Source organism: Amycolatopsis sp. NPDC003861 (genome assembly GCF_053605405.1).
The window spans coordinates 41398-54967 of the sequence record NZ_JBSGJD010000008.1; the positions used below are offsets into that span (position 1 = coordinate 41398).

General features: G+C 73.2%; 12 protein-coding genes. 3 read left to right on the top strand and 9 right to left on the bottom strand.

Annotated features, from left to right (window positions below; all coding sequences use genetic code 11):
* From ACWEVN_RS04130 to ACWEVN_RS04155, 6 genes are all read right to left on the bottom strand, one after another.
* Positions 1-3294, bottom strand: a complete 3294-nt coding sequence (locus ACWEVN_RS04130; RefSeq protein WP_452050192.1) for a hypothetical protein — start codon at positions 3292-3294, stop codon at positions 1-3.
* Between the two features lie 51 nt (positions 3295-3345).
* The gene (locus tag ACWEVN_RS04135) at positions 3346-4548 is read right to left on the bottom strand and encodes a cytochrome P450 (protein ID WP_452050193.1); all 1203 of its coding nucleotides are present in this window, start codon (positions 4546-4548) and stop codon (positions 3346-3348) included.
* A gap of 115 nt (positions 4549-4663) precedes the next feature.
* Positions 4664-5818, bottom strand: coding sequence for a serine hydrolase domain-containing protein (locus tag ACWEVN_RS04140; RefSeq protein ID WP_452050194.1), 1155 nt, complete (start codon positions 5816-5818; stop codon positions 4664-4666).
* A gap of 66 nt (positions 5819-5884) precedes the next feature.
* Positions 5885-6346: a VOC family protein gene (locus ACWEVN_RS04145; RefSeq protein WP_452050195.1), complete on the bottom strand. Its 462-nt coding sequence runs from the start codon at positions 6344-6346 to the stop codon at positions 5885-5887.
* Between the two features lie 80 nt (positions 6347-6426).
* On the bottom strand, positions 6427-8094 hold the full coding sequence (locus ACWEVN_RS04150) for an MOSC domain-containing protein (RefSeq protein ID WP_452050196.1): 1668 nt from the start codon (positions 8092-8094) through the stop codon (positions 6427-6429).
* 14 nt (positions 8095-8108) lie between these two features.
* Positions 8109-8633 carry a CGNR zinc finger domain-containing protein gene (locus ACWEVN_RS04155; protein ID WP_452050197.1) on the bottom strand — a complete coding sequence of 175 codons (525 nt, stop codon included), beginning with the start codon at positions 8631-8633 and terminating at the stop codon, positions 8109-8111.
* Between the two features lie 73 nt (positions 8634-8706).
* On the opposite strand from ACWEVN_RS04155, the gene ACWEVN_RS04160 reads away from it, so the two are divergent.
* Entirely contained in the window at positions 8707-9582 is an 876-nt protein-coding gene (locus ACWEVN_RS04160; protein ID WP_452050198.1) for a DUF427 domain-containing protein, read from the top strand.
* A gap of 1 nt (position 9583) precedes the next feature.
* On the top strand, positions 9584-10297 hold the full coding sequence (locus tag ACWEVN_RS04165) for an SDR family oxidoreductase (RefSeq protein ID WP_452050199.1): 714 nt from the start codon (positions 9584-9586) through the stop codon (positions 10295-10297).
* Between the two features lie 71 nt (positions 10298-10368).
* Here ACWEVN_RS04165 and ACWEVN_RS04170 read toward each other — a convergent pair whose 3' ends face one another.
* The 3 genes from ACWEVN_RS04170 to ACWEVN_RS04180 are packed head-to-tail and all read right to left on the bottom strand — an operon-like array spanning position 10369 to position 12673.
* On the bottom strand, positions 10369-10845 hold the full coding sequence (locus ACWEVN_RS04170) for a MarR family winged helix-turn-helix transcriptional regulator (protein WP_452050200.1): 477 nt from the start codon (positions 10843-10845) through the stop codon (positions 10369-10371).
* A gap of 41 nt (positions 10846-10886) precedes the next feature.
* Positions 10887-11501: a hypothetical protein gene (locus ACWEVN_RS04175; RefSeq protein ID WP_452050201.1), complete on the bottom strand. Its 615-nt coding sequence runs from the start codon at positions 11499-11501 to the stop codon at positions 10887-10889.
* Positions 11498-12673, bottom strand: coding sequence for an alpha/beta hydrolase (locus ACWEVN_RS04180; RefSeq protein ID WP_452050202.1), 1176 nt, complete (start codon positions 12671-12673; stop codon positions 11498-11500). The genes ACWEVN_RS04175 and ACWEVN_RS04180 overlap by 4 nt, the downstream gene beginning before the upstream one ends.
* 260 nt (positions 12674-12933) lie before the next feature.
* Here ACWEVN_RS04180 and ACWEVN_RS04185 point away from each other — a divergent pair, with 260 nt between their 5' ends.
* Positions 12934-13530: a hypothetical protein gene (locus tag ACWEVN_RS04185; RefSeq protein WP_452050203.1), complete on the top strand. Its 597-nt coding sequence runs from the start codon at positions 12934-12936 to the stop codon at positions 13528-13530.
* Positions 13531-13570: the final 40 nt, after the last annotated feature.

Genomic DNA, 13570 nt, shown 5'->3' on the forward strand with positions numbered 1-13570 from the left:
TCACTCGGGAGCGAACACGATGTGCGACGCGCGTTCCCGGACGTCGGCGTCAGGGTGCTCACGCAGGGCCGATACCAGCTCGCGCCACAGACGTGGCCAGCCGGCGTGCGGGCCGGCTTGGCTCGCGATACTCGCTGCCAGCAACGCTTCCGCCGGGCTCGCCGTCAGGGCTTGCGCGGTGTCGAACAGCTCGGAGCGGCCGGGATCGTGGCCTGCCAACCAGGCCGCGAGCCGGTCCGCCGCTTGCCACGCCGATGTGGGACGGCCGGCGAGGGCGGCGATCCGGCGGAGGGCTGGCAGCAGGTCGCCGCGGCAGGGCAGGGCACTGACGGCGAGCAGGAGCGCGTCCGTCCGGGACTCCGTCCGTTCCGCCAGCGTCATGGACAGCTGCTCCGCCGCCGCGCGCATCGCTTCGCCACCGGCGTCCAAGCGGGCGGCGAGCCGCACGAGGAACAGGCGAAGCCGTTGCCGCGCCGGCTGGTCCCGCCCGGCGATGGCCACTTCGGACCGCTCGACGAGTGTCGTGACGACGTCGTGCACCGGCGCCGGGTCACCGGTGACCGCGCACGCGGTGAGCAGCGCGTCGACGGCGTACCGCCACGTCGCGGTGCTCGTCAGGTCGCCGATCAGGGTGACCACCGCAGCCGGTCCTTCACGGTCCCAGACGCTCCACGCGGGCCAGGCCGCCAAGCCGATCCGCGCGGTGTCCGGGTCGGCGCTGTCCACCACGGCCCGCACCAGTGCGCCGTAGGGTGCGCGGTGGTGCTCGGCGATGGTCAGCGGGTCCGCTTCGGTCACCGCTGTGGCCACCGCGGGCATCGTGGTCGCTTCGGTGAGCCATTGCCACGCGCGTTCGTCGTCGAGCAGCCGGCGCGCGGCCGACACGATGGCGCGGCGGAGATCGCGGTGCAGGTCCGGGTCCGCCCACAGCGCGGCCAGTTCGCCGGCCGCGCCCGGCACGCGGTGCTCGGCGAGCAGCCGGATCGCCTCCTTGCGCGAGGTCACCTTCGTGCCGGCCAGCACCGGCCGGAGCGCGGCACCCAATTCGGCGGGCGGGCTGGTCCGGGCGGCCCGGCCGGCCGCGTACACCGCGACCCGGGCGCGGTCGGTGTCGGCGTGGCCGAGCAAGGTGCCCAGTGCGTCGCCGGGCCGATCGACCCAGGCCAGCCCGGCCAGCGCGGCCTCGACCACGGCGACTTCGTCGTCCTGCAGGAACGGCTCCACGTCTTCGACACGGGCGCCGGGCAGGCCGGCCAGCCGCTGCACGGCGGAGACCCGCTCCCAGACCGGCGTGCGGGGCGCGGTGGCGAGGTCGGCCAGCAATTCGGCGTAGCGGGCGACCTGGCGCGGCAGCCAGTGCCACGCCGACCCGCCGAAGGCCGGCACCAGCCGGACGCCGCGGGTGACGAACCGTCCCCGCGGCGGCCGGGCCAGGACGCGGTCGAGCAGGTCGGTCCGGCGTCCGCCGACCGCGTTCGCCACCGCGGTCACCGTGATCGTGGACGAGTCGCGCCGCAGCACGGCCTCGACGCGTTCGTCGCGGGTCGCGGGCGGGGCCAGCCACAGCTCGAGGGCCCGGTGGACCGTGTGGTCCTCGGCCGCGCGGGTCGCTTCGCCGACGACCGCCTGCAGGTCGGCCATCGGCCACGCCCGCCGGTGGAGGCCCGCGGCCAGTGACAGGACCAGGTCGTAGCGGCCGGCGCGAGCGTCGGCGGCGATGCGCGGCCGCAGCGCCGCCCACACGACGTGCTCGGCGCCGCGGGGCAGGGACTGGTCGAGCCGGTGCAGGGCAAGGGTGTGCGCGTGGCCGCCGGACAGCTCCAAGATCCGCAGGCCGCCTTCGACCAAGCCGGGTTGGCTCGTGAGCGTGCCTTGGCGGACGAGGGTGACGGCCGTGGTGCCGACCGCTTGCCGGGTCCCCCACGACACGTCCCTGGCCTGGACGGCGTCGGCGGCCAGCTCGACCAGGGCCGACGGGTCGGCCGACCGCAGGAGCCAGCCCGGGACGGCGGCGACGGCGGCGAGCGCGGCGTGGCGGACCGGGTCCTGCTCGTTGGGCAGCCGGGTCAACGACGCCAGCAGGCCGGCGACGACGTCCGGGTCCCGCGTCGCGGCCGCCGCGCCGATCAGGAGCGGGTAGCCGAGGGCTCGCTCGGCGGCGGACGGCCGGGCGGTCGCGGCGCGCAGCGCCGGTTCGGCTTCCGGCCACGGCAGCCGGGCGGTCGCCTGCCGGCGCAGGTCGGGGTCGTCGGCCACCGGGCGGGTGGCGAGCAACCGGCGGGCGTGCTCGTGCCGGGAGCGCCACGGCAGGACGTCGAGCACCGTCATCGGCAGGCCGGCCTGCTGCAGGTTCCGTTCGCCCAGCGCTCCACTCAGGACGGTGGCCCGCCGGCCGGGCGGAAGCCCGCGCACCAACGCCGTCAACCGCGTCACATCGGTGAGCCAGGTGCGTGCGAGCGAAGTCAGTGATTCGTCCGATGCCCGCCGCAGTGCCCGTTCCGTGCTCCGGCCCGGCCGGAACCAGATGCGCCGCGTGGGATCGGCGAGGATTTCGACGACCCGGTCCGGATCGGCGGCGATCGCCGTGGCCAGCCAGCGGTTCGCGCCGGCCGGGAGCCCGGTCAGCGGTCCCGAGCGCGCGAGCAGGTCGACGAGCTGGGCCGGGTCGTGCCCGACCAGCTGCTGCAGCGCGGGTCCGAAGCGCGCCCAGGTGGCGTTGCGGCCGGCAGCACCGGCCACGGCCAGCCGGCGCCGCAGGTGCGCGAGCACGACGGCGGGGTGCCGGCGGGCCAGCGCGGCGAGGTTGGGCACGGCGAAGTCCAGTTCCGGCAGCAGGGCCGTCACCGTGCCGGCTTCGCAGGCCGGGAGCACGGCGGCCGCCTCGTGGTCACCGAAGCGAGTGCGCACCGGGGGCAGGAGAGCTTCGGCCCACTCGGTGGCGCCGGTGGCGCGCACGGTGCGGTAGAGGGTGTGCCGCCACGCGAGGGGCGCGGTCGGGAGGGCCGCGGCGAGGACGTCGAGATGCCGGTCGTGGCGGGCGCAGTGGGTCATCGCCAGACCGGCGACCCGGGTGTCGGCCGAGCCGAGGATGCGGCGCAAGTGCGTGTCGTCGTCCGCGACGACGGCCATCGTGGCGGCCCAGACCCGGGGGATCCCGGGGACGGCGTCCAGTTCCACGAGCAGGGCGGCGAGCTCCGGGGTACCGGCCAGCGCGCGTGCGGTGTCGGCGAGGACCCGCCGGCGCGCCGGCGCGGCCAGCGGGTCGATCCGGGCGAGAAGGGCGCGCATGTCCATTCCGGCGATTGTTCCCGATCATGCGGTGCGCACCAACGCAATTCCACCCGGTCACCACGTGATCAGCAGCCGCCGGAGTCCTCGGGTCAGGCTCTCGGGCTGCCACGCCAGCTCGTCGTCCTCCTCGGCCACCCGCAGCCCGGGCATCCTCGTCACCAGGCCGCGCAACGCCACCTGCAATTCCATCCGGGCCAGCGGCGCACCAAGACAGAAATGTGCACCCCGGCCGAAGGACAGGTGGTGGGCCGCTTCGCTGCGAGCCACGTCGAACCGGTCCGGGTCGGAGAAGACGGCCGGGTCGCGGTTGGCCGCGTTCACGACCGGGAAGACCGTCGTGCCCGCTTCCACGGTGTGGCCGGAGAATTCCACGTCCTCACGCGTCATGCGTGGCTGCCCGGCATGGCCCAGGGCGACCACCCGCAGCAGTTCCTCGACCGCGTTCGGCACCAGATCCGGCTCCGCCACCAGACGTGCCCACTGGTCCGGGTGCCGGGACAGCACCAGCACCGACTTGGCCAGCTGAGCCATCGTCGTCTCCTGGCCGGCGCCGATCAGCAGCATCACGGTGATCAGCAGTTCGGCTTCGCTGAGCCGGTCGCCGTCCTCGTCGTGCACCTGGGTCAGCCCGGAAAGCAGGTCGTCGCCGGGGTGCTGACGTTTCCGCTCGATCAGCCCGAGCAAGTGCGACGCCGCGACCGCTCCGGTCGCCGCGAAGGCCTCCTGGTCGAACGTGGTCGTGATGGACATGGCTTCGATGAACGCGAGCAGGGGTTCGCGCTCGTCGCGGGCGATGCCGAGCAGTTCGCAGATCACGATGCCGGGCAGCGGTTCGGCCAGCGCGCCGACCAGGTCCGCCGGCGGCCCGGCCGCCAGCATCCGGTCCATCAGCCCGGCTGCGACCTCCGCCACCCTCGGCCGCAGGAGTTCGACGTTGCGGATGGTGAACGCCTTGGCCACCAGGCGACGCAGTTTCGTGTGGCCGGGCGGGTCCATGTTCGGCATCATGTCCGGCGACTGCAGGCCGGGCACGATGGTGGGGGCGTCCGGGGTCGCCAGGGCGGCACGGCTCATCCGGGGGTCGGACATCGCGCGTTGGACGTCGTCGTAACGGGTGACCAGCCGGACCCGGTGCCCGCCGGCCAAGCGGACCACGGGCACCGGGTCGGTGTGCAACAGCCGGAGCGCCTCGGCGGCCGGATCGGTCGAAGGTGGATCGTCGAACGGGAACAGTGGTGGCCGGCCGTCCGCTGTCATCGGCGCCCTCCCGTTGCCGTGCCGAAGCGACGACGACAGTGTGCGGGCGGTGGAGGACGCCGGGCAAGGCTCCCGCGCCGCGGCAGCCCGGTCGGCCGGCCCGCGGGCCGGCAGCTCAGCCGAACACCGCGCCGATGAGCCCGCCCAGCGCCGCGGGGAACACGCCGGCCGGGTCGCTTTCCCCGGTGGTCAGGGTGGCGGTCAGGGTCCTGCTGCCGTCGGGTGTGCTGATCATCAGCGCTCCGTAGCCGCCCGGCGCGCTGCCGTTGTGGTGGACGATGGTGCCGTGGCCGAGGTCCTGCACCCAGAGGCCCAGGCCGAGCCCGAGTTTGCCCTGCGGCGTCAGCATTTCGGCCAGCAGCGCGGCGGGCAGGAGCCGGCCGCCCAGGAGCGCCGAGATGAAGGTGCCGAGGTCCTCGGCCGTCGAGACGAGGTGGCCGGCGCCGGCCAGCAGTGACGGGTTCTGGCGGCTGACGTCGACCACCTTCCACTCGCCGGCGTCCTGGTAGCGGTAGTAGCCGTGGGCGTGCGGCCCGGGCAGCTGCGGCGACGTCGCCGACACCACGGTGCCCGACAGGCCGAGCGGCTCCAGGATCCGCTGCTGCGCCTGCTCGGCGTAGGAGCGGCCGGTGACCTTCTCGATCAGCAGGAGGGCCACCGTGTAGTTCGTGTTGGAGTAGCTCTGGTCGGTCCCCGGCGCGAACCGCGCCGGCCGGGCCAGCGCGAACCGCACGAGCTCCTCGGGGTGGTAGGTGTGGAACCGGTTGTCCACCCACGGTTTGCCGACGGACGGCAGCCCCATCTCGAACGCGCCGTCGGTGCCGAGCTCGCCGGTGTAGTTGTACAGCCCGCTGGTGTGCTGCAGCAGCATCCGCACCGTGATCCGCGCGTCCAGCCCGAGCTCGGGCAGGTGCCCGGCCACCGGGTCGTCCAGCCCGATCCGGCCCTCGGCCACCAGCTGCAGCACCAGGGTCGCGGTGAAGGTCTTGGTGACGCTGCCCGCCCAGGCCGGCCCGTTCGCCGGCGGCTCGGCGGTGCCGCCCAGCTCGCCGACCCCGGCGCCCCCGGTCCAGTCGCCGTGTTCGTCGTGCACGCGGACCCGCGCCCCGGCGAATCCCGCGTCGACGAACGCCTGGACGGCCTGCTGCAGTTCGGGCCGGGCCTCGACGGCGGCGGTGTCGAGCTTCTGCATCGTGTTCTCCGAAGTGTCGGGCGTCCCGCTGGCGGTGGCGCGTCCGGTGGTGGCGAGGGCGATCGATGACCTGATCACGAGAACCACGGTCGCCTCCCGTCCTGACACCGGACGGCCACTGCGCTGACACGGCCGCTGACACGCTCAGTCCAAGCAGAACTCGTTGCCTTCGGGGTCGGTCAGCACGATGAACCCGGCGCTGAGCGGCGGCGCGGGTTCGCTGCGGTGGACCCGGGTCGCCCCGAGGGCGACCAGCCGTGCGCACTCCGCTTCGAGGGCCGCCATCCGCTCGTCGCCCTGCAGGCCGGGCGCGGCCCGGACGTCGAGGTGGACCCGGTTCTTCGCGGTCTTGCCCTCCGGCACCCGCTGGAAGAACAGGCGTGGCCCCTGCGCGTCGGGGTCTTCGACAGCGGAGCTGCTGGTGCGCTGCTCTTCCGGCACCCCGACCCGCTCGAGGAACTCGTCCCACGCGGCGAAGGGGTCGGCGCCTTCGGGCAGCTCGACGCCGGGTGGTGCGGGGTGGACGTAGCCCAGCACCTCGCGCCAGAACGCCGAAAGCGCTCGCGGATCGTGGGCGTCGAAGGTGACCTGGACGTGTCGGCTCATCGGGGTGCTCCGTCGGTCGTCGGGGTGAGGGTGCCCACCTTGCCACCGGATGCGGACAGCTGCCGTCCTCGATTCGGTCCTCACAGGTCCAGGACGACGTCGTCCTGCGGCTGGGCGCAGCAGACGAGTGCTTCGTCCGGCGCCGGCGGTTCGAGCGGTTCGGTGTCGTAGCGCACCCGGCCGGAAAGCACCGGTGTCACGCAGGTGTGGCAGACGCCGGTGCGGCACGACCAGCGCGTCGGGACGTCGCACGCTTCGGCGAACTCGAGCAGGCTGGGGTAGCGGTCGCTCCACGGCACCGTGAACCCGCTCCGCGCGAACGTGATCGCGGGGCCCGATCCGGCGGCGCCGGCCGGGGGATGCGGCGTCTTGCGGACGACGCCGGTGAGGCCGGGGTTGATCGCGGACACACCGCCGAACAGTTCACTGTGGACACGTCCCGGGTCGAAACCCGAGGAGATCAGGGATTCCCGCACGGTCGTCATGAAGGCGTCCGGTCCGCACAGGTAGACGGTGCCGTCGACCGGCAGCTCCGCCAGCGTTTCGCGGGTCAGCCGGCCGCGTTCGGCGGTGTAGTGGATGCGCTCGTGGCCGTGCGGGAGGCCGGCCAGCAAGGCGTGTGCTTCGGCGGCGAACGCGTGCTCGGCGGCGGTCCGGGTGGTGTGCAGCCACCAGACCTCCCGCGGAGTCCGGTTCGCGGCGAGGGTGTGCAGCATGGCCAGGACCGGGGTCACGCCGATGCCCGCGGAAAGGAGGACCACGGGACGGTCCTCGTCGGCCAGCACGAAGTCGCCGCGGGGGGCCGCGACGGCCACCACGGCGCCGGCGGCCAGCTGCGCGTGGAGGTAGCTGCTGACGACTCCGTCCCGTTTGACGCTGATGCGGTACTCGCGCTCCGACGGCGTTGCCGACAGCGAGTAGCTGCGGACCGGCGCCGGGTCGGCGGCGCCGGGGACGCGCAGGGTCAGGTACTGGCCCGGCTCGGGCCGGGGGAGTGGCGCGCCGTCCTCGGCGGCCAGGTGGAAGGAGACCACGGTCGTGCTCTCGGGCACCACGCGGGTGACGCGCAGGGGCCGGAACCCGCTCCAGCCGCGGGGTGCCGGGGGTTCCTCCGCCAGCAGGTCCCGGAACGATCCCCGCCAGCCGGGACTGAGCGCCGGGACGTCGACGGCCTTGCGCAGCAGGTCCCGGTCACGGCCGGGCAGGTAGAGCAGGGCGTCGACGGCCGCGACGCTCAGTTCGTGCCGTCCGGTCCGGGTGCGGACGATCTCGTCGCCGGCCTGGACGTGGCCTTCGGTGATGACCCGCAGGTAGAAGCCGGGCCGGCGGTGCGCCACCAGCAGCGACGGCATCCGGGGCTCGCCGAGGCGCATCCCGACGCGGAAGCACGTGACGCGCGGCTGGGTGACCTCGAATTCGGCCTCGCCGATGCGGTACCGGTCGCCGATGTGCACTTCGTCGTCGGGCAGGCCGTCGACGGTGAAGTTCTCGCCGAACTGGCCGTCTTCGAGGTCGTCACGGCCGAGGAACCGCCGCCAGTGTTCGTAGGACTGGCGCTGGTAGACGAGCACCGCGCGGTTCTCGCCGCCGTGGCCGCCCAGGTCGCCCTGGCCGTCGCCGTCGACGTTGAGCCGGCGGACCATGCGGCGGCCTTCGACCGGGTACTTGAAGATTCCCGTGTGGACGGTCCGCCCCTGCCAGGGCACGTCCCGGGGCAGTCCGACGTTCAGTGACACCAAGCGGGCCATGGTGGTCGTCTCCTTCAGCCGGCCGAGGTCCGGGTGCGCTGGTAGTGCCGCCGGGCCTTCATGCGGTTGCCGCACACGGCCATCGAACACCAGCGGGCGCTGTTGGGTTTGCTGTGGTCGATCAGGAACAGCCGGCATTCGGGGTTGGCGCACGGGCGCAGCCGGCCGGGGCTCGACTTCGCGAGCGCGTCCCAGGCCAGCACGGCCCGTGCGGCGGCGGACCGGCCGGCCGGGACGTCGAGGACCCACTCGACGCCGTCGTCGCCGAATGCGGCCCGGTAGTTCGCGCCGTCGACGAACCGCGCGGCGACAGCGGGGGAGGCAGCGCCGCGCACGACGGCCTGCAGCGCCGGGCGCACTTCGAGCAGGGCGCGGAGCTCGTCGTCGGTGGCCGGCTGCCCGTGGCCGGCCAGCCACGCCCGGCCCGCCTGGGGGTCGGCGAGGTCGTCCTCGGCCCGGCCGTCCCGGACCGGGGTGGTGTTGAGCAGGTCGAGCAGCAGCGTCTCGTCGGTCGTCGTCAACCTAACCTCCAAACCCATGCTTGACAGGTTACAGTACCCGCTGCTTCCATGTCTAACCATCAAATAGCTTTATAAGGGTTAGGAGAAGGTCATGGGATTGGCTTGGCAGCAAGGACCGCTGGCCACCCGGGCGGTGGGCCACTTCCTGGTCGAGCAGCCATTGCCCGAGCGCCTGCTGTTCGCCGAGCCGCTGCGGCGGCGGATGCGCGTGCGGTTCGGCGGCGACTGGGTGGCCGACAGCGAGGACGTCGTCCTGCTGCACGAACCCGGGCGCTACCCGGTCGCGTACTTCCCGGTCGCCGACGTCCGTGAAGACGTGCTGGCGGCCGAGAACCGGACGACGGACCACCGCGAGCTCGGCCCGGCCGAGTGGTTCACGGTGCGGGCGGGCGGCCAGGCGGCGCCGCGCGCGGCCTGGAGGTACACGGGCCTCCCCGGCCACGCGGACGTCCTGCGCGACCGCGTCGCCTTCGCCTGGCGGGCGATGGACGCCTTCTACGAGGAGGACGAGCGGATCGTCGGGCACGCGGCCGACCCGTACCACCGCATCGACATCCGGCAGACCTCACGGCACCTCGTCGTGCGCGATGGCGACCGCGTCGTCGCCGAAACGAGGCGCCCGGTCGTGCTGTACGAGTCGGGGTTCGCGCCGCGCTGGTACGTGCCGCGCGAGGACATCGACCTGACGGCGCTGACGCCGGTCGAGGGCGAGACGTTCTGCCCGTACAAGGGGCTGGCCGGCTACTTCGACATCGGCGCCGGCCGGCGCGCGGCCTGGTCGTACCCCGAGGCGTGGCCCGAGGTCGAGCGCGTGTCCGGGTTCGTGTCGTTCGAGCCCGACCTCGTCGAGGTGACCCTCGACGGCCGCAGACTCGCCCTCGAACCGGGCCAGACGGTCACCCCGCACGGCATCGACCGCGGCCTCGACCCCGGCGAGCTTCGCTCGCGCGTCCCGGAAGGGAACTGAGATGGCTTCGCTGGAAGGCCGCAAAGTCCTCGTCGTCGGCCGCGGCGGCGGCATCGCCCGGGCGGTGACGTCAGCGTTGCGGGCGGCCGGAGCGCAGGTCGTGGTGGCCGGGAGGGACCGAGCGGCACTGGCCGGGACGTACGACGACCCGGGCATCGAGACCGCGTACGTCGACCTGACCGACGAGGCTTCCGTCGCGGCGTTGGCCGAGGAGCTCGGCCGGGTCGACCACGTCGTGTCGACCGCGTCGGCCCGGGCCCGCGGTGCACTGGCGGAACTCGCGCACGACGTCGTGCTCAGGTCGTTCGACGTGAAGGTGCTGGGCCCGCTGCTGCTGGCGAAACACTTCGCGCCACGCCTGCCCGAGGACGGCTCGTTCGTCTTCTTCTCGGGTTCGTCCGCACGGAAGCCCGCCCCGGGCATGCTGGCCGTCGGTGCCACGAACGCGGCGGTGGACGCGCTGGTCCGCGGCCTGGCGGTGGAGCTGGCGCCGCGGCGGGTCAACGCCATCTCCCCGGGCACGATCGACACCGGCGCCTACGACGGCCTCGGCGAGCGGAAGAAGGCGGAGCTGTTCGCAGCCTGCGCGGCCACCAGCCCGGCGCGGCGCATCGGACGTCCGGAGGAGATCGCCGAAGCGGTCGTGTTCGCGCTGGGAAGCGCCTTCCTGACGGGGGTTTCGCTCGCCGTCGACGGTGGGGAGCCCCTGGTCTGAGCCGGCGCCGGCACCGCGGCCGACCTCGACGGCGTGCTGCCGGGCGGGCCGGTCACGGCATCGGCAAGCGGTCAGAACGCCTCGCCGCGGGAGGCGTTGTGGGCGCGCTGGTGCTCGGTGATGTCGATGAGCCGGCGCTTGAACCGCGCGTACTCCTCGTCGCCGAGGCGTTCGGCGTGCCGGTGCTGGATTTCCGCCATGATCGCGTCCGCGGTGCGCATCTGGGCGAGCCCGCGTTCGGTGGGGCGGACGAGCTTCGCCCGGCGGTCGTGCGGGTCGGGACGCCGCTCGACGTAGCCGAGCGACTCCAGCTCGTCGACGAGGATGCCGATGTTCTGCTTGTGCTGGCCCGAAAGCCTGGACAGGTCGGTCGCTCGCACCCCGTCCGGGTCGAGGTAGGCCAGCACCGCGCCGTGGCGGGGCTTCAGGTCGGCGAAGCCCCGCTCGGCCAGGGTCGAGAACAGCTCGCGCTGCACGGCGAACAGCAGGCGGCCCGCGAGGACGCCCAGGTCGGGATTCGTCGCGTTGCGTTCCGCCCGGGTGACCATCCGCCGCTCCTCGTCGCTGCTCGCCGCCGACAGCTTAACGATCAGCTTCGCCGTTCGAGTTCGCGTCCCAGGTCCTCCCGCAGGTGGACTTCGATGAACACCCGCAGGGAGCGCTCGTTCGCCAGCTCGTCGAACGCGGCCACCAGGGACTGGTCCGGTGCGCTGGTCAGGTGCACGATGCGCCAGAGGTTGAGCGGGGCGTCCTCCGCGCCGGCGACCGAGTGCTCGACGTGGAACAGGGGTTGCCCGGCGCCGGCGGTGAAAACCCGGCCGTCCGGGGCTTCGAAGCGTCCGGCGCCGATGAAGAACGCGCGGCGGTGCTCGTGGTCGAGGCGCACGTGCTCGATGATCGTCGCGAACCGCGAAGGGTCGGCCCACAGCCGCTGCTCGGACACGCGGGTGAAGTCCTCGAACCGGCCGTGGCGCACGCTCGGGAACTTCTCGGCGCTGCCGGCTTTCACGACCGTCGGGAGGTACTTGTCCGGCGCCGCGGCCTTGCGGACCTCCATGTCCCACAGCTGCGCGCCGGTGTAGTCGAACGGCGGCCGCACGTCGTAGCGCTCGTGCAGCACGTCGTTGACCGACACCGGCGGCAGTTCCACCGGTGTCGTGCCCGGCGCCGCCCACGCCTGTTCGAAGATCTCCTCGTGGTTCACGCCTGCACCGGTCCGGTGACGGTGTCGTGGATCCAGCCGGCGACTTCCCGCCAGACGGGGTGGCCGGGCTGCACGACGTCGAAGTGGGTGCCGCCGTCCACCTCGATGTAGCGAGCTTTGCCGCCCTCGGCGACGACCTTCTCGACGTAGCGGCGGCTCCACTCGGCGGGAACGGCTTCGTCGGCGGTGCCGTGCACGGCGAGGACCGGGACGCCGGCGCCGGCCAGCTCCACGGGGGACGTCCAGGCGTAGTGCTCGGGGACGGCGGCGAGGCGCCCGCCCACCAGCAGGGGCAGGATCCCGTCGCCGACGGCCTCCGCGACTCCCGCCCACGCTTCGGGCCGGGCGGGCTCGGGCGCGTCCTTCGGCGGTTCGGCGCCGGGGTCGGCGAGGATCTTCCCGAAGCCGGCCGCGTCGGCCGCCGCGAGGTCGAGCGCGCCGGCCAGCTCGACCACGCCGGCCGGCGTGATCTTCGGGTGCGCGCCGGGCGCCTCCGGCGGGAGCGCGCCGCGGTGGGCGGCCCACGTCGCCAGGTGTCCGCCCGCGGAGTGGCCGAGCAGCACGACGCGGCCGGTGTCGAGCGCCGAGTCCATGCCGTCGAGGGCGTCGATCGCGGCGGCGACGTCGAGGAAGGTGCCCGGCCAGCCGCCGCCCGGCTCGCCGATCCGGCGGTACTCGACGTTCCACACGGCACACCCCCGGGCGACGAGGTCGTCGGCGACGTCGGTGATCTGCCGGCGGTCCCACATGGCGGTCCAGTAACCGCCGTGCACGAGGGCGACCACGGGGAACGGACCCTCGCCCTCGGGCAGGTACAGCTCACCGACCTGCGACGGCTCGGGGCCGTAGGCGACGGTGCGGACCTTGCGGGAGCCGTCTTCGGCGTCGTCGTAGCGGACGCCGCGCTCGGCGCTCACCAGTGTGGCGATCGTCCCGAAGAAGGCTGCGATGGCCGGCCGGTTGGCGCCTTTGGCCTTCGACTCGTCCCACGCGGCGTCGTCGGTCCACTCGACGAAGTCCAGCCATGTCCGCTCGTCGAGGCGGACCAACCGGGCGGCGAGGAAGCCGCGCCGGTCCTCCCGGAACGCCGCCACCATCCCCGGGCGCGCGGCCAGCATCGCCTCGGTGTTCTCCGGTGTCACGGTGAAGGTGGTCAGTTCGATGACCGACATCGTCAGCTCCTCAGTCTCCGATCCGGATGTAGTCAAACTACATGATAGTCATAGATTATGACTAACTTGGTCGTGTGACGCGGGACACCCTGGGGCGGAGGACGCGGCTCGATCGGCCGCTTTCGGGTGAATGCTGCCCGTTGCCTTTGCGCGTCACCGGAAACATCGGTGGCGGCCGGTTTCCCTGAAAGTGTGTCGCGTGGTGAGCGGACGGGTGGTTCTGGGTTGCCCGCCGTCGTGATCGTGCCGACACTCGAGGCATGGAGAACACGGATTCCGAAACCGCCACGTTGCCGGAGTCCGACGTCCGATTCCCGATCGTCCTGCGGGGATACGACCGTCGGCAGGTGGACGAGTACGTGCGGGTCGCCGAGAAACGGGTGGACCGCCACGAAAAAGCGCGGCGGGTCGCGGAGCGCCGGCTGGCCAAAGCCCAGGTGCCGGCGCCCCGTGACCCGGAAGCGGAGGCGGCCGCGGGGCTGGGCAAACGGATCGAAAAGATCCTCCAGGTCGCGAAATCCGAGGCTGCCGAAATCAAGAAACAGGCTCACGAAGAGAGGGAAAAACTGCTGTCGGCGGCGGAGAAGACGGCGGCCGAGGCGGAAATCGCCCGCGCCGAAACCGAGCGGGCCGCGCAGCGAGACGCGGAGCTCATCGTTTCCCGCGCGGAAGAGGAAGCCGCGGCCATCCGGGCGGCCCACGAGGCGGTGCTGACCCAGCTGAGCCAGATCGCCGGCGGCGTCGAGGAACTGCGGACCCGGTTCGGCGGCGAGGCCGAGCCGGAGAACCCGGCCGAGCCGGAGATCCCGGATTCCGCCCCTTCGTTCATCCCGGCCCCGACGGCGTCGCCGTCCTGACGGAGCCGGTGCCTGCCGGAACCCGTCCGCGACCGCACGC